This window comes from Haladaptatus sp. R4 (assembly GCF_001625445.1).
Taxonomy (GTDB): Archaea; Halobacteriota; Halobacteria; order Halobacteriales; family Haladaptataceae; genus Haladaptatus.
Genome location: NZ_LWHG01000034.1, coordinates 1 through 17,328 on the forward strand (window position 1 = coordinate 1; position 17,328 = coordinate 17,328).

The 17,328-nt window shown below is 63.2% G+C and carries 6 protein-coding genes and 9 pseudogenes; 7 read left to right on the plus strand and 8 right to left on the minus strand.

The genetic code is table 11. The features are described from left to right. Positions 1-115: 115 nt before the first annotated feature. The 3 genes and pseudogenes from A4G99_RS29150 (at position 116) to A4G99_RS23520 (ending at position 2,471) form a co-directional block, all read left to right on the plus strand. Positions 116-241 (plus strand): hypothetical protein, encoded by a 126-nt coding sequence (locus tag A4G99_RS29150; protein WP_255359196.1) that lies wholly within the window; start codon positions 116-118, stop codon positions 239-241. Beyond that, a pseudogene (locus A4G99_RS23515) lies at positions 238-1,125 on the plus strand (FAD-dependent oxidoreductase). The gene A4G99_RS29150 and the pseudogene A4G99_RS23515 overlap by 4 nt, the downstream one beginning before the upstream one ends. Before the next feature lie 163 nt (positions 1,126-1,288). Next, a pseudogene (locus A4G99_RS23520) lies at positions 1,289-2,471 on the plus strand (M24 family metallopeptidase). A 7-nt stretch (positions 2,472-2,478) separates the two neighbouring features. On the opposite strand, the gene A4G99_RS23525 reads toward A4G99_RS23520, so the two are convergent. Continuing rightward, on the minus strand, positions 2,479-3,456 hold the full coding sequence (locus A4G99_RS23525; protein WP_066148815.1) for a D-2-hydroxyacid dehydrogenase: 978 nt from the start codon (positions 3,454-3,456) through the stop codon (positions 2,479-2,481). A 137-nt stretch (positions 3,457-3,593) separates the two neighbouring features. Here A4G99_RS23525 and A4G99_RS23530 point away from each other — a divergent pair. From A4G99_RS23530 to A4G99_RS28175, 3 genes and pseudogenes are all read left to right on the plus strand, one after another. Next, positions 3,594-4,878, plus strand: a pseudogene (locus A4G99_RS23530) (amidohydrolase). Next, positions 4,875-5,856 (plus strand): annotated as a pseudogene (locus tag A4G99_RS23535) (threonine/serine dehydratase). The pseudogenes A4G99_RS23530 and A4G99_RS23535 overlap by 4 nt, the downstream one beginning before the upstream one ends. A gap of 1 nt (position 5,857) precedes the next feature. Continuing rightward, a complete protein-coding gene (locus tag A4G99_RS28175) occupies positions 5,858-6,163 on the plus strand; it encodes a hypothetical protein (protein WP_223302204.1) in 306 nt (101 codons plus the stop codon). Between the two features lie 15 nt (positions 6,164-6,178). Here A4G99_RS28175 and A4G99_RS23540 read toward each other — a convergent pair whose 3' ends face one another. After that, a complete protein-coding gene (locus A4G99_RS23540; protein ID WP_066148817.1) occupies positions 6,179-7,516 on the minus strand; it encodes an aminotransferase class III-fold pyridoxal phosphate-dependent enzyme in 1,338 nt (445 codons plus the stop codon). A gap of 64 nt (positions 7,517-7,580) precedes the next feature. Then, positions 7,581-9,214, minus strand: a pseudogene (locus tag A4G99_RS23545) (BCCT family transporter). 448 nt (positions 9,215-9,662) lie between these two features. Here A4G99_RS23545 and A4G99_RS23550 point away from each other — a divergent pair. Continuing rightward, the gene (locus A4G99_RS23550) at positions 9,663-10,316 is read left to right on the plus strand and encodes a hypothetical protein (RefSeq protein ID WP_066148821.1); all 654 of its coding nucleotides are present in this window, start codon (positions 9,663-9,665) and stop codon (positions 10,314-10,316) included. Between the two features lie 10 nt (positions 10,317-10,326). On the opposite strand, the pseudogene A4G99_RS30130 reads toward A4G99_RS23550, so the two are convergent. The 5 genes and pseudogenes from A4G99_RS30130 to A4G99_RS23570 form a co-directional block, all read right to left on the minus strand. Then, positions 10,327-10,715 (minus strand): annotated as a pseudogene (locus tag A4G99_RS30130) (Rid family detoxifying hydrolase). 52 nt (positions 10,716-10,767) lie between these two features. Beyond that, entirely contained in the window at positions 10,768-12,150 is a 1,383-nt protein-coding gene (locus A4G99_RS23555; RefSeq protein ID WP_066148823.1) for an aspartate aminotransferase family protein, read from the minus strand. A 115-nt stretch (positions 12,151-12,265) separates the two neighbouring features. Beyond that, a pseudogene (locus A4G99_RS23560) lies at positions 12,266-13,631 on the minus strand (NAD-dependent succinate-semialdehyde dehydrogenase). Between the two features lie 152 nt (positions 13,632-13,783). Further along, positions 13,784-15,402, minus strand: a pseudogene (locus tag A4G99_RS23565) (long-chain fatty acid--CoA ligase). A 169-nt stretch (positions 15,403-15,571) separates the two neighbouring features. Then, positions 15,572-17,132, minus strand: a pseudogene (locus tag A4G99_RS23570) (long-chain fatty acid--CoA ligase). Positions 17,133-17,328: the final 196 nt, after the last annotated feature.

Sequence of the window (17,328 nt, forward strand, 5' to 3'; positions counted from 1 at the left end):
ACTGCGTTCGAGCGGAAGGTGTCGGAAGACAACGATAGCCGACCGATCGGGCACCGATATCGGATCGACCGACGGTCCGACCGAAACCTCTATAAAATTTAGGCGAGCTAAAAACATGGTAGGACATCCGACGGAACTCGGAGATCGCTCGGCCAGGACGAAGCAACCGCCGCACCGGGATACCCGTGAAGTCCCGCGGTCGGACGACGGGACGGACAGCACCGCGGGGCCGTTCGGATGACCGACTACGACGTGGTCATCGTCGGCGGCGGTCCCGGCGGCAGTTCGGCGGGCGTGTTCGCCGCACGGTACGGCCTCGACACCGTCGTCTTCGACCGGGGGAACGCGGCGCTTCGGCGATGCGCGTACTTGGAGAACTACCTCGGGTTCCCCGCCGGTGTCGATATCGACACGTTCTACGAGTTGATGCACGCCCACGTCGAGGAGGCGGGGTGCGAACTGGTCCCGGACATGGTCGAATCCATCACCCAAGGAGAAGACGATTCGGCGTTCGTCGTGGAAACGCAAGAGGGTCGCAACGTCACGGCGGACCGCGTCCGTGGCCGCGTGGTACGACGGCGAATACCTCCGACCGCTCGGCGCGACGAGATGTTCGAACGCCACGAACACGACGGCGAGGAGCACGAACACTTCGATCCGGAGTACGCCGACGACGACGGCCGGACGCCCATCGACGGACTCTACGTCGCCGCACCCGCCGGACAGCGGAGCGTTCAAACCATCATCGCCGCCGGTCACGGCGGCAACGGCGCGCGATGTCTGCTGGAGGACCTCCGAAACGAGGACGGGTTCTCCGGCGGCGTCGCACCCCACTACGACTGGCTCCGCCGGGATTCGGAGTTCTCGGGCGACTGGGGCGACCGCGACCGCTGGCGCGAATGGTACGAGGACGAAGTCGAGGACGATGCGGATATCGACGAGGAGCGGTTCGAGGAACTACGCGAGCGGTACATCGACAGAGCGTTCGAGACGCGCATCCCCGACGACGCCGTCGAGGAACGTTCCCGACGCGGGGTGAGTCGCCTCGTCGAGACGTACGGGTCCGAACGCGTGCTGGACGCGTTGGATGACGAGGAAATTCGAGAGTATCTGGAAGCGGAGTAGAACGAACCGAACCGTCCCCGACCGACGGTCGGCGGAGTTGGTGATGCCGTTACCGGCGCTCGTAGTCGCCGACGACACGCACGTTTGTACACAACATTCGTTTTCTACGTACACAAAAAAGTTAAACGGCTATTCCACGAACGTTCTGGTGAGAGCCGCTAGCATGCCACGAACAATCTTCGACGATACCGAGTACGAAACGCGTTTAGAACGAACGAAAGAGCGGATGCGCGAGGAGGAACTCGACGCGCTCGTCGTGGCCGACCCCGCGAACATGAATTACCTCTCCGGGTACGACGGGTGGTCGTTCTACGTCCATCAGGCCGTCGTGGTCACGCTGGAACGCGACGAACCCGTGTGGGTGGGCCGCGGCATGGACGCCAACGGCGCGCGTGCGACCACCTGGCTCGACGAGGAGAGCATTCTCCCGTACAGCGACGACTACGTTCACTCCCCGTACGACCTCCACCCGATGGATCACCTGGGAGAGGTCATCGAGGACCTCGACGCCGAGGACGGCCGCATCGGGTTGGAGATGGACGCCTACTACTTCACCGCGAAATCCTACACCCGCCTCCAGAAGAACCTCCCCGACGCCACCTTCGAGGACACAACGCTGCTCGTCAACTGGATTCGAATCAAAAAGAGCGAACAGGAACTCGACTACATGCGGGAGGCGGCACGCATCTCCGAGAACGAAGATGCTCGCCGGACTCGAAACGCAATCGAGGAAGGGGTTCCCGAGTACGAGGCCGCGGCAGAAATCTACGACGGCCTCATCCGCGGTACCGAGGAGTTCGGCGGCGACTACCCGTCCATCGTCCCTCTGATGCCTTCGGGCGACCACACCGGGACGCCCCACCTCACGTGGACCGACCGCGAGTTCGAGGACGGCGACCCCGTCATCATCGAACTCTCGGGCTGTCGGCACCGTTATCACTCGCCGCTGGCCCGGACGACGTTCGTCGGCGACCCGCCGGACGAGATGCAACGGCGGGCGGACGTAGTGGTAGAGGGACTGGAAGCCGCAATCGACGCCGTCGAACCCGGCGTCACCTGCGAATCCGTCGAGAAGGTCTGGCGGGACACCATCGCGCAGTACGGCCTCGAAAAGGAGGACCGCATCGCCTACGCGATGGGCCTCGGCTACCCGCCGGACTGGGGCGAACACACCGCCAGCATGCGGCCGGGCGACGAGACGATTATTGGAAAAAGACATGACCTTCCACATGATCCCCGGCCTCTGGTTCGACGACTTCGGCGTCGAGTTGAGCGAGACGTTCCGCGTCACGTCGAACGGTGCGGAAGTACTCGCGGACTTCCCGCGTCGGCTCTTCACGACGTAAAAATAATTCAGTCCGAATTCGGTTCCGGGGCGAGAACCCCGTTTTCGAGCGGTTCGCCGGTTTCGAGGCGGTCCACGTTCTCCGCGACGATGTCCGCGAGACGGTCCCAGTGGAGCGGCGTGTGTCCACCCGTGTGCGGCGTGATGAGACAGTTTTCGAGGGTCCACAGCGGGTGGTCCTCGGGGAGCGGTTCCGGATCGGTCACGTCGAGGGCCGCCCCGCGGATCTTTTCGGAGCGGAGTGCCGAAACGAGCGCGTCGGTATCGACGATTGGGCCGCGGGCGGTGTTGACGAGGACGGTGTCCGGCGACATCGTCGCAAACTCGGATTTTCCGATGAGTCCACGCGTCGTCTCGGTGAGCGGGCACGCGACCACGACGTACTCGCTCCGGGAGAGGGCGTCGTGGATGGCGTCCTCGTCGAAGCCGACCACTTCGTCCGTCGGGCCGCCCTTCTCCGGCGTGTACCGGACGCCGACGGTTTCGACGTCGAATCCCTGAAGCCGTTGGACGATTTCCTGCCCGATGGAACCCAACCCGATGATCGTGACGGTGCTACCGGTGAGTTCCCCGGACTGGAAGTGTCTCCACTCGCCGCGCTCCTTGCGTCGCCACCCCTCGTGGAGACGGCGAGCGAAGACGAGCATGTTGCCGATGGCCTGCTCGGCGATTCCGGGTGCGTGAATTCCACCGGCGTTCGTCACGGCGACGCCGCGGTCCGCGAGCGCGTCCATCGGGACGTGATCGGTTCCCGCGAAGGTACAGGCGAACAGTTCGAGTCGGTCGGTGCGGGCGAGCAGGTCCCGCTCGATAGTGATGCCGGTGACGACCCGCGCGTCCGCGACGAGTTGGCGTTCCTGCTTCGGCGTCGTGGCGTGCGCGACCGTTCGGTCCGGGAGGCGTTCACGCAACGCTTCGGCGTACGATTCCATCGAGAGTCCTTCCGTCCCCTCGCGGAGGACGACGATATCCGGGGTTTCGCTCATGGTAGATCAGTGCGTACCGTATCGGGTGACGCGAATCGATAATCGAACGATTGTGGGGCCCCATATTAGTCCTTTTGTGTAGTCGCTGTCAACGGAATGCGTTTACAATTAAGTGGGTGGGCGTGCCAGTACCACGCATGGCAGAGTCAATCCGTGATCGACTTTCGGACGTCCGACGGTCTTTCCACCGGTACCCGGAACCCGCGTGGCGGGAGTTCTACAGCGACGCATCGTCTCGTCGAGGAGATTCGGGACATCGGCGTCGACGAACTCGCCGTCGGCACCGACGTGTACGACAGCGACGAGCGAATGGCCGTTCCGGACGCCGACGAGGTCGAGGAATGGCAGGAACGGGCGCTCGAACGCGGTGCCGACCCCGACCTCCTCGAAAAAATCGACGGGGGTAACACGGGCGTCGTCGCCGTTCTCGACCGAGGTTCCGGACCCGTCGTCGGACTCCGCGTCGACATCGACGGCCTGTTCATCGAGGAATCGACGGGGGACGACCACGCGCCCGCCGACGCCGGGTTCCGGTCCGAAGGGGACGGGACGATGCACGCCTGCGGTCACGACGCACACATGACGTGGGGGCTCGCGACCCTCGAAGCCGTCGCCGAGAGCGACTTCGACGGGAAGTTCGTCGCCTTCTTCCAACCCGCCGAGGAGGTGTCCGGCGGCGGTCACCCGATGGCCGAAAGCCGGTTCGCCGACGACTTGGACTACCTGTTCGCCGTCCACGTCGGTCTCGACCATCCCACGGGAGAGGTCGTCGCCGGAATCGAACGGCCGCTGGCAATGTCCCACGTCGACGTGACGTTCGAGGGAACGACCGCCCACGCCGGGAAAGCGCCCCAAGACGGCGACAACGCGATGCAGGCGCTCGGGACGGCCATCCAGAACGCCTACGCGATTCCGCGCCACGAGGACGGGATGACGCGCGTGAACCTCGGACGGGCGGAGGCCGGAACGTCGAGCAACGTCATCGCCGATTTCGCCCACGTGGAGGCGGAAGTTGCGCGGGGCGAGACGACCGAACTCATGGAGTACATGCAGTCCCGGTTGGATAGGACGCTCGAAACCGCCGCCGAGATGCACGGCTGTGACGTGGACATCGACGTCCGGAGCAAATCCCCCCGTGCGGATAGCGACCCGGAACTCGCAGAGGTCGTGGCGGACGTTGCACGGAACGTCGAGGGCGTCGAGACCGTGCTCCCGTCCGCGGACTTCGGCGCGAGCGAGGACGCCACGTTCCTGATGGAGCGCGTGCAGGAGGACGGCGGCCTCGCCACGTACCTCATCGTCGGAACGGACCACCCGACGAGCCATCACACGCCGACGTTCGACGTGGACGAACGAAGCCTCCCCATCGGCGTGGACGTGTTGGTCGAATCGATACTCGCCGTCGCGGACGACGGGCCATGAATTCGGAGCGGACGGGCGACGGGCCACCGGCAGGCGACGATCCACCGACGGCCGACGACATCGTCACCGTCGCCGACGTGGAGGCGGCCCGGGAACGACTCGACGGGGTGGTCCATCGGACGCCGCTCGACCGTTCGACGACGTTCGCCGAGCGCAGCCGGGCGGCGTCGGTCGGACTCAAACTGGAAAACATGCAACGGACGGGGTCGTTCAAGAGTCGCGGCGCGTACAACAGGATGGCGCAACTCCCTCCGGCCGAACGCGAGCGCGGCGTCATCGCATCGAGGTGCGGGCAACCACGCGCAGGGCGTCGCCTTCGCGGGCGGATGCTCGACATCGACACGTCCATCGTCGTCCCCGAGGTGACGCCGTCATCGAAGATAGAAGCGACGCGCGGGTACGGTGCCGACGTCGTGGTGGAGGGCGACATCTACGAGCGGTCCTACGAGCACGCGCTCTCGCTCGCCGACGTGGAGGAGTTGACCTTCGTCCACCCGTTCGACGACGAGGCGATAATCGCGGGACAGGGAACCGTCGGACTCGAACTGCTGGAACAGTACCCGGAACTGGACACCGTCCTCGTCTCCATCGGCGGCGGCGGCCTTATCTCGGGAATCGCGACGGTTCTCAAGGCACACGACCCGGACATCCGCGTCGTCGGCGTCCAACCCGAGGGGGCGTTCCACGCCAAGCCAGTCGCTCGAACGCGACGAGATTCACGAACTGCCGGACGTGGACACCGTCGCGGAGGGAATCGCCGACACGCGCTTGCTCGAAAGGACCTTCGCCGTCGTCCGCGAGCGCGTGGACGACGTGGTGAGCGTCACCGACCGCGAGATGAGCGTCGCCGTCACCCTGCTCGCCGAGCGGGCGAAAACCGTGGTCGAAGCCGCGGGCGCAGCGCCGCTCGCGGCGCTGTGCTCAGGCGCGGTAGACGCGGCGGACGAACACGTCGCAGTCGTCGTCGCCAGGCGGTAACGTGAACCTCGCCGAGCACGCCGAACTCACGCGTACCGGCCGAATGGAACTCGGCCGCTACGCGGAAGCGAACCTCTCGGTCGCCGACTGGCCGAGCGGTCTGGAGGCGCTTACGGACACCGTCGATAACCACGGTGCGGAACTGGAAGAACTGGAGCGAACGCGTCGAACGAACGCGGACGAACCGAACCGGACGCCGGTGAAAATCGGCGTGGCGGGGAGCGGTCCGGAACAACTTTCGTCGGTGTTGGTGGCGCTGGATCACCGGAACGGAATCGCGGTCGTCAGCGATAGCCTCGACGGATAAAAATTCGACGTTCGTTCAGACCGCCGCGATGGCCTCGTTCAGAATCCCGATGCCGAGTTCGATTTCGCGCTCGGTCGAATCCAGCGGCGGGAGCAGGCGGATGGTTTTCTTCCCACAACCGAGCGTGAGGAGTCCCCGTTCCAGCGCCGCCTGGACGACGGCGTCGCGTCGCTCCGCCGTGTCGAACTCGACGGCGAGCATCAGACCTTTGCCCCGCACGTCCTCGACGTGTGTCGGTGCGGCGTCGCGGAGCAACTCCTTGGCCTGCCGCCCGCGTTCGGTCGCGTTGCTGAGCAGGTCGTACTCATCGATGGCCTCCAGCGTGAAGGTCCCCTGCATCGACGCGAGCAGGTCGCCGCCGCCGAACGTCGAACCCAGACGGTTCTTCTCGGCCGGGAAGAGGTCCGACCGAGAGATGGTCGCACCGGTTCGAAGCGCCTTCGCGCTGGCGATGACGTCCGGTTCGATGGGGTAGTGGTCCGAGGCCCACATCTTCCCCGTTCGACCGACGCCGGACTGTATCTCGTCGGCGATCAGCGGAATGTCGTACGTCGAACAGACGTCACCCACTTCCTCCATGAAATCGACGCTCGGGAATCGATACCCGCCGACGCCCTGAACCGGTTCGATGACCATGAACGCGACCTCGTCGGGGTTGACGTGGCCGCCTTCGGGTTGGAGGGAATTTCGTAGCTGTGAGCCGTCACCGGTGAAGAATCCGCAGTCACAGGAATCGTTACCGTCGTGTGCATCACAGAACGGGACGGTTCGAACCCCGGCGATTTCGGGGTAATGTCTCGTGTACACCTCGTTCGAGCGGGTGATGGAGAGGGTACCGAGCGTTCGCCCGTGGAAACTCCCGTCGAACGTGTAGGCGTACTTCGCGGCCGGGTTGTGGTCGTGGGTGATCTTCATCGCGTTCTCCATGGCCTCGGCCCCGGAGTTCGAGAGGAAGACGGTGTCCATTCCGTATTGGCCGGAAACGTCCACGAGTTTCTCGATGAGGTGACTGGACGCGGGGAACTCCGCCGTTTTCGGGTCCGGGCCGTCGCCGAAGTAGATGTCCTGTCCGGCTATCTTCATCGGTTCGACGAGCGAGAACTCCCGTACTCTGTCGAGGATCTTCTCGTTGTTGTATCCGAGCGGTGCCGCGCCGATGTGGCAGGTGAAATCGAGCAACACGTTGCCGTCCACGTCGGAGACGAACGGGCCGTGCGACTCGCCCGTGATGTCCCAGACGAACTCGTGTGAGAACTCGCTCGGTGCCGCGTGTTCGGTATGAAAATCGATCCACCGCTCCGCGTTCGGACCGGGAAGTGTGGCCGCGTCGGGATATGCCGTGTCCCTATCCATACACAATGTTCGTATATCCCGTTATTAAAACTTGTTATCGTCAAGCGGTGACGGCCGTCACTGATCAGTCGTCGTCCTGACCGGCCACCCCCGGTGTGTCCGTCGTCTCCTCCTCTTCGTCGCGCGCCGATGAGCTTCGTGCGGTCCTGAAGGAGCACGCCACCGGACTCCTTCTGGAACGTTCTGATGAGCCCGAGCATGGCGAGCAAACAGATGATGGCGAACGGAGCGCCGGTGATGATGGCGGCGGATTGCAGCGCTTCGACGACCGCCGACGACCATGAGGATGGACGCGACTGCGCCCTGTGCCACCGCCCAGAAGATGCGGTTGATGGACGAGGGGTGTTCCTTCCCGCCGGTCGTTATCATCGACACCGCCAACGTCGAGGAGTCGGCGGAGGTGACGAAGAACGTCGTCACCAAAATGAGGAAGGCGACGAGCAGGAGCGGGCCGATGACCGGTATCGCGTTGAACAGGACGAATCCCGAGACGGACGCGTCGTACTGGTTGATGGGGCCGAGGATGTGTGCGACACCGGAATTCTGTAGGATGACCGCCGACCCTCCGACGATGATGAACCACGGAACTGTCGCCATCGACGTGGCACCGATCCCGGCGAACGCGACTTCGCGGACGCTCCGGCCGCGCGAGATGCGGGCGATGAACAGCCCCGCGAACGGCGACCACGCGAGTGGCCACAACCAGTAGAAAACGGTCCAGTTGTTCACCCACCGATCCCAACTCGGTGGTTGGGCTGCCTGCGTGTAGAGACTCATCCTAAAGAAGTCGGTGACGAACCGACCGAACGCTTGCGTTCCGAGGTCGAGGATGCGCAACGTCGGACCGAAGATGAGGGTGGCGACCATCACCAGGAAGAACAGCACCATGTTGAAGTTCGAGAGCCACCTGATACCCTTGTTGACGCCGAGAATGAGTGAGGCGGTGAAAATCACGGTCATCCCGGTGATGATGAGGATGGTTCCGACGTCACCGAGTGCGATACCCCACCGGAAGTCGAGGCCCGTGATGAACTGGCTTCCGACGAATCCCAACGACGTGGCGACGCCGCCGAGCGTCGCGAACACGGCGAGAATGTCGACGAGTTTCCCAATGTACCCGTCGACGTTGTCGGCACCGAGTATCGGCGTCAGTACGGCGGACACCCGGAGTGGGGCGTCATAGTTGTACACGAAGTAACCGATGGCGAGCCCCATCACGGTGAAACAGGACCACTGGGTGAGACTCCAGTGGAAGATGGCGTACTCCACCGCGATGGGCATCGCCGCCCCGGATTTCGGTGGCGCGTCGTACAACGGTGGAACTTTCGCGAAGTGGCTCAGCGATTCGGCCGGACCCCAGAAGACGATTCCCGCCGCGAGTCCGGCGGAGTACATCATCGCGAAGTACGAGAGGTAGCTGTACTCCGGTTCTTCGTCACCCAACCTGAGTTTCCCCCACGGGCCGAAGATGAGGAACGCGAGGAAGAGCACGAAGGCCAACATCACCAAGAGGAAGAACCAGTTGAAGTACTCTTGAATCCAGTACCGTATCCCTTCGACGAAATCGTATGAGCCGTTCGGATTCAGAACGAACGCGACGACGAAAACCAGCGTGATAGCGGCACCGAACAAGAAAATCGTCGGTTCGATTTCGTCGAGGAACTCCGAGACGGCCCCCTGCTCGTCGGATTGGCTCATCTCACACCACCTCCGTTTCGTACGGACGGCGACGGCAGTTCGGGTCGTTCAACCCGTGTCTTCAGCGGCCGATTCGTCGGTCTGCACACGTTCCGGTTGCACGATTTGTATCTCATGAGTAGTGTATGGTGGCATTGCCCGTGGTGTGCTATGACACACTTTTTAGTCATCGTGGAAGGTACCCATAAATATTACGGATATTGCTACTAGCGGTTACAAAATACGTTTACAAAATTGCGCGGAGAACGTTAACTGTGTACGACAGTAACAGAACATATCATTGGTATGGTGTAACACAGCTGAGTGAAAAATAAATGATGAAAAAACATTCTGATTGGTAATCATTTCGACCCGAATCGCCCCGTAGTCCGGTTCGATTCCCGTGATTCGATCGAACGTCGGGGCGCGGTCCGTAACCCTTAATCATGGTCGTACACAAAATTCGTTTATGACCGATGGTTCGGACGAACAGGAGTCACGGGACGGACTCGCGTACTCCGCGGACCGGGACCGTGGCATCCTCACGCCGAGCGACAGGGAGTTCCTGATCGGACGGAAGTCCGACTACACGGAACACTCGAAGAAGCAGAAGCGGAACCGGATCCGCCGCCGCCTTCGCAACGCGATCCTCGATTTCACCATCCTCTTCGAACATCTCGAAGAACGGGACCGCGAAACGGTGTTCAACCCCGACGACGACGCGCGGGACGCCTACACGCAGGGAATCACCGACATGCTCGCGTTCCTCCATCTCGGGACGATGGGCTACTACACGCCGTTCAAGGACATGCTCGCACAGGGCGTCAATGAGGCCGAACAGGAACTGGCCGGGTCGGACTATCGCATGGTGACGGTGGACTTCAACGTCGAACCGGTGGGGCAAATCGACGTGGACGAGGTGATCGACAAACTCGAATTCGGCGACTTCGAGGAGATAACCGACGAGGAACTCCGCGCGTTCATCCGCCTCCTCACCGAATCCGAGGAGTTCTCGGCCACGTCCATGCGCTCGGAGATGAAAGAACAGATGAGCGCGTTCATCGAGAAGGTCAACGCCGCGACAGAGCAGCGCGACCAGCGCGTCGAAGAACTGAACGACTGATTTTACTCGGCTATCCGAGATACGCGACAGCGTCCATCTCCACCTCGACGTCGCCCGGAAGCCGTGCGACCTCGACGCAGACCCGCGCGGCGGCGTGTCGGCGAACCGTGCGCCGTACGCCTCGTTGACCGCGTCGTAGTCGTCGAGGTCCGTCAGGTAGACGGTCACCTTGACCACGTCGGAGAGGCCGTCGCCGCCCGCCTCCTCGACGACAGCGGCGATGTTGTCCAGCACTCGGTTCGTCTGGGTTCCCACGTCGCCCTCGACGTCGTCACCGGTTTCCGGATCGACGGGGCCGTAGCCGGAAACGTACAGCGTCTCCCCGGCGCGAACGCCCTGCGAGTACGGGTTGTCGTTGCGCGGTGCATCCTCCGTTACGATTCGATCAGTGTCACTCATTGTTTGGGTTCGAAAACGTGTGCATTTTGGTCCGAAAACGTGTCCCGGCGCTTCAGGCGACCTGTTGCTGTTCCTCGCTCGCGTGCTGGACCGCTTGGACGATGACGTCCATCGCGGTTTCGGCCAGTCCCTCGGTGAGGACGAGCGGCGGGAGGAGGCGGAGCACGTTTCCGTGCCGTCCGGCCTTCCAGACGAGAACGCCGTGTTCGTAGCAGTAGTCCTGAATCGCGTCCACGATGTCGCTGTCCGGGTTTCCGTCCGCGTCCACGAACTCCGTACCGACGAACAGCCCTTTGCCACGGACCTCGCCGATGACGTCGGTCTCCGTCGCCGCGTCCTGCAGTCGGCCGCGGATGTACTCGCCGAGGTCGCGTCCGTGCGCCAGCAGGTCGTGGTCCTGGATGTATTCGATGGCACGCGTCCCGGCGCGCATGGCCACGACGTGCCCGCGGTACGTGCCCGCGTGGTCGCCCGGCCCCCACGTGTCGAGGTCTTCGTGATAGATGGTCGCCGAGAGCGGGAAGCCGACGCCGCCGAGGGCTTTGGCCGTCGTCATCGCGTCCGGCGTGACGTCGTACCACTCGTTGGCCCACCACTGGCCGGTGCGGCCGAGACCGCACTGAATCTCGTCGAAGACGAGCACGACGTCGTTGTCGTCCGCAATCTCGCGCAGGCCACGGAGGAATCCCTCGGGTGGCGTGATGACGCCGCCCTCGCCTTGGATCGGTTCCACGAAGATTCCCGCCGGATTCGCCAACCCGCCGTACGGGTCTTCGAGGATCGCTCGAACCTCTTCGAGCGCGTGGTCCACCGCTTCCTGCGGCGTCTTGTCCTGTCCGAACGGATGCGGGTACGGCGCGTGGACGACGTCCGAGAGGAGCGGCGTGTAATCGCCTTTGAACCCCTTGTTTCCGGTGAGGCTCATCGCGCCGCTGGTCGCGCCGTGGTACGCCCCGCGGAAGGCGATGAGGCCGTCGCCGCCCGTGTTGTGCTTGGCGAGTTTTATCGCGGCCTCGATGGCGTCGCTGCCGGTCGGTCCGCCGAAGACCACCTTGCTGTTACCCTGAAGCCCCGCCGGGGCGATTTCGTCGAGTTTCTCGATGAGTTCGAGACGGGCCTCGCTCGGGAAATCGACGGTGTGAACGAGTTTGTCCGTCTGCTCGTGGACCGCTTCGAGCACGTACGGGTTCGAATGGCCGACGTTCAGCACGCCGATACCGGCGAACATGTCGATGAACGTGTTGCCGTCCGCGTCCCGAACCGTCGCACCCTTGCCCGATTCGAACGCGATGGGGATGTCGTTCGGATACGAAACCGCGCTGCTGTCGATCTCGTGCTGTTTGTCCAACAGTTCCCGGGTGTTCGGACCCGGAACGGTTCCGACGTCCGGTGCGTCCTCGAAATGGAGTTCGTCTATCGGTGGACTCGACGTCATACGCGATACCATGCGAAACAGTTATAAATAATTTGTCCACGATTATCATAGAAGCCATAAACAGAAATTGAAATTTTTGCCGTGGTTCATCGACCGAAACGGACCGTCCGCGCGATTATTCGACCCAAATCGTCTTCCGGTTGACGAACTCCTGAATGCCGATTTCGGAGAGTTCACGCCCGTATCCGGACTCCTTCACCCCGCCGAACGGGACGCGCGGGTCGGACTTCACGAGTTGGTTGACGTACACACAACCGGCATTGATTCGACCGGCGAGGCGGTCGCCGCGGTCCCGGTCCTGCGTCCAGATGCTCGCACCGAGTCCGAACTCCGTGTCGTTCGCCGTTTCGATGGCGTCCTCCTCGTCGGCGTCGCGCGATACACGGACGCGACGGGGCCGAACAGTTCCTCGGTGTCGGCGGGAGAGCCTTCCGGGATGTCGGTGAGGATGGTGGGTGGATAGAACGCGCCTTCCCTGTCGAGCGGTTCGCCGCCGATTTCCACCGTCGCACCGGCGTCCACGCTCACCTCGACCTGCTCGTGAAGTTCCTCCATCAGGTCCTCGCGCGCCTGCGGGCCGATGTCGGTGTCCTCGGACCATCGGGTCGCCGACGGTCAGCGCGTCGAACTCGTCCACGAGTCGGTCCACGAACTCGTCGTAGACGTCGTCGTGAACGATGAACCGCTTGGCCGCGATACAGGACTGGCCGCTGTTCTGGTTGCGCGCCCACGCCCCTGTCTCCGCGGCGTCGTCCAAATCCGCGTCTTCGAGCACGACGAACGGGTCGCTCCCGCCGAGTTCGAGGCACGGTCTTTTTCAGATGTTCACCGGCCGTCGAGGCGATGGCCCGACCCGCGGGACCGCTTCCGGTGAGGGTCGCGGCTTTCACCCTGTCGTCGGCCAGCAGGTCCTCGACGGACGAGGAGGGGAGGAGCAGGGATTGGAACACGCCCTCGGGGTAGCCCGCGTCGCGGAATATCTCCTCGATGGCCTTCGCGCACCCCGGCACGTTGGAGGCGTGCTTCAGGATACCGACGTTCCCGGCCGTGAGGTACGGGGCCGCGAACCGGAACACCTGCCAGAACGGGAAGTTCCACGGCATGACCGCCAGCACGACGCCAAGCGGTTCGTAGGACGTTTTGGCCGCGGACCCGGCGGGACTCGGGTGGTAGTCGTCCCCGAGGTACGCGTCCGCGTGCTCCGCGTAGTGGTTGCACAGCCATTCGCACTTCTCGATTTCCCCTCTGGCCTGCGAAATCGGCTTGCCCATCTCCCGAGTCATCAACTCGGCGTACTTCTCCGTGTTCTCGCCGAGGATGTCCGCGACGTTCGAAAGGAGCAACTCGCGTTCACGGAGCGGACGGGTCCGCCACGATTCGTAGGCGTCCATCGCGGTTTCGAGTCCTTCTTTCGCATCGCCGATATCGTCGTCTTCGTACGTTTCGATCCGGTCGCCGGTTGCGGGATTGATGACGTTCATGGTCTGTGTTCGTTGATGCCGTCAACGATTATCGTGTGTATGGTGGCATAAAAGTACTGCCGCCGGAAACCGGTTCATGGATTCGATCACCCAAAAATCAGTTCATCTGTTCGATCGCCCCAAAAGATCAGTTCGTCGGTTCGATCACCCTGCTACGTCCCGGGGGTGTATCGCAGGTCGGTGTCCGAGAATTCATCGCGCAACACCTTCTTGTCGAACTTTCCGGTGGCCGTCTTGGGAACGTCGCTGATGAAGACGACGTCGTCCGGAAGCCACCAACTGGGGTGTTCGGCTTCGAGGAACGCTCGCAACTCGTCGGCGGTGAGGTCGGCCCCGTCCCGGACGACGACGCAGGCCAGCGGGCGCTCCTGCCAGCGCTCGTGCGGCACGGCGATGACGGCCGCTTCGACCACGTCCTCGTGGGCCATCAACTCGTTTTCGAGGTCGATGCTGGAAATCCACTCGCCGCCGCTCTTGATGACGTCCTTCGTGCGGTCCACGATTTCGATGTAGCCCTCCGAATCGACGTTGGCGATGTCGCCGGTCTTCAACCAGTCTCCCTCGAAATCCACCTCGTTCGCGTCCGGGCGGTTGTAGTACTCGTCCACGACCGACGGCCCGCGGACGAACAATTCGCCGACCGACTGGCCGTCCCACGGCACCTCCTCGCCGTCGTCACCGACCACCTTCATCTCCAATCCCGGCGAGAGCAACCCCTGTTTTGCCCGAACTCCGTAGCGTTCCTCGTCGTTCAAATCCGTCATCGTGTCCTTCGGTCGGGAGACGCTCGCGATGCTCATCGTCTCGGTCATCCCCCACGCGTGCTCGATGGTCACGTCGTACTCCTCCTGATACCGCTGCATGACGCCCTTGGGTGCGGCGCTCCCGCCGACGACGATTCGGTCGAGGCTGGAGATGTCGGCCTCGTGCGTGTCGAGGTAGTCGAGCACGTCGATCCAAACGGTCGGAACGCCAGCCGTGAGCGTCACGCCTTCCGTCTCGATGAGGTTCACGAGGTCCTCCGTCGATGGCTCTGTCCCGGGATACACCGGTTTCGCGCCCGCATCGTCATCGTGTACGGGAACTCCCACGAGTTGACGTGGAACATCGGCACCACCGGCATCACCACGTCGCCCTCCTCGATGCCGATTGCCGCCGGGGTCAGCACCATCATGGCGTGGGCGTAGATCATCTCGTGGCTGTACTCCACGCCCTTCGGTTTCCCTGTGGTTCCCGACGTGTAGCACATTCCCGCCGGTTGGTCGCCCGAGAGGTCGGGCCACGCGAACTCGGTCGAGTCGTGGTCTTCGAGCAGTTCCTCGTACGAGTGGGCCGGAAGGTCGGTGTCCGGAATCTCGTCGGCCATGACGACGACTTCCTCGACGGAATCGAGGGAGTCCCACAGGCGCTCGACGGTTTCGAACGGGTCGCCGGGGTCCACGAGCAACACCTCGTCGGCGGCGTCGTTCAGGATGTATTCGACGTGGTCGTCCCCGAGCAGGACGTTGACGGTGTGTAGCTGTGCGCCCATGAGCGGAACGGCGTAGTACGCCTCGAAGTGACGGGAGTGGTTCCACCCGAACGTTCCCACTCGCGTCCCCGATTCGACGCCGAGCGCGTCCAACGCGCTAGCGAGTGCCCGTACTCGCTCGCCGAACTCGCGGTACGTGTAGCGGCGTGTTCCGTCGCGCGTGCGAGAGACGATTTCCTTCTCGGGAAACAGCTTCGTGGCCCGCCAGAAGAACGGGCGAATGGTCAGATCGAATGTCATGTGTTGTGAGCGCGAGGGTCGGTCGGTTCGTGATGAATCCGGAGTCGCCGACCGAATCGTCCGTCGAACCCAACGCACGCATCGATCAAAAATTATCGTGATGGTTTCGGCGGTCGCTCTGATCGTTTCGACGGTCGCCCGCGCGTTGCAACGCGCGGGTGACGAGTTGTTACTCCCGACTCTCCAGATGGAACTTCTGTACCTTTCCGGTCGTCGTGCGCGGCAGTTCGTCCACGAACTCGACCTCGCGCGGGTGTTTGTACGCCGCGAGTCGGTCGAGACAGAACTCCCGAACCGCTTCCGGCGTCGCGTCCGCATCCGGCGTGGGCACGACGAAGGCTTTGACCGTCTCGTTGCGGCGGTCGTCGGGAATTCCGACGACCGCCGCATCTTCGACGTCGGGGTGTTCGAAGAGCAATTCCTCGACTTCGCGCGGGTAGACGTTGTAGCCCGCCGTGTTGATCATGTGCTTCTTCCGGTCCACGATGAAGAAGAAGCCGTCCTCGTCCCAGTACCCGATGTCGCCGGTGTGGAACCACCGCTTTCCGTCCGCTTCGGTGAACGCCGCCGCGTTCGCCTCGGGGCGCTCGTAGTACTCCTTCATGACGTTCGGGCCGGAGACGACGAGTTCGCCGGTTATCTCGCCGAGGTTCACGCTCCCCTCCTCGACCGGACCGCGTTCGACCGGCGGGCGCTCTTCGAACTCGTCGTCCACGATTCGCGCCGAAACGCCGTCGAGCGGTTGGCCGATGCTGCCGGGACGCCGATTGCCGACGTGGTTCGCGTGCGTGACGGGACTGGTTTCCGTGAGTCCGTACCCTTCGTACAGTGCGACGTCGAACGCCTCCTCGAACGCCCGTCGAACTTCGTTCGGCAACGCGCTCCCGCCGGAGTTCGCGAACCTGATCGAGGAGAGGTCGTAATCGTCGTCCTCGGGCAAGTTCGCGAGGTCGTTGTACATCGCGGGAACAGCGTGACTCAGCGTCAGCATCTCCGATTCGATCAACAAGGCGGTCCGCTCGGCGTCCCACGTCGGTAGCGGATAGTAGCTTCCGCCGTCGAACAGCGTGGCGTTCATCGTCACCGTCATGCCGAAGATGTGGAACAGCGGGAGGACGCCGAGATGTTTGTCGTCCGGGCGGATTCCGTCGGGGATGGGGTTCGTCGCCGCGCGCGCGTCCCACGCGAGGTTGTGGTGCGTGAGCAGGACTCCCTTCGGCGTTCCGGTTGTCCCGGAGGTGTACGGTTGGACGGCCACGTCGTCGTCCGCGCGCTCGACGACCGGGAGCGTCCCGTCGCCGAGGAACTGTTCGAAGCGGACGACGTCGTTCCCTTCCGCACCCTCTCCGACCGTGACGACCGCTTCGACGTCGGTTTCCTCCCGGACCGCATCGACGTGTCGAACGAGGTCCGGAAGCGTGCACGACGACTTTCGCGCCGCTGTCGGCGAGGAGGTGGCGGAGTTCGCGGCGCTTGTACTGCGGGTTCATCGGAACGACCGCGCCGCCCGCCCGGAGCGTGCCGTGAAATGCGGTGACGAACTGCGGCAAGTTCGGAAGATAGATCGCAACCCGGTCGTCGCTCCCGATTCCGCGCTCGGCGAGCCCGGCCGCGAACTGCCCCGTTCGCGTCCAGAACGCCTCGTAGGAGGTTTCCCGCCCCTCGAAGACGATTGCCGGTGCGTCCCCGCGTTCGGCCGCCGCGTCCGCCACGTGCTGAACCAAATTCATGCGTTGTCCGTGCTACGTAGCGCCATCGCAAAAGCGTTTATCGATGGACGAGATTATCGCAACAAGAGTTATTCTCGTTATTCATACATAGGATTTTGATTATCATTGTCAAGGAAACGTGATTCCGAACGACCCGTCGTTCGGAATCATTCGGTCGTATCGAACCCGCAGTCCCTCGAATCGAGGACAGTATTAT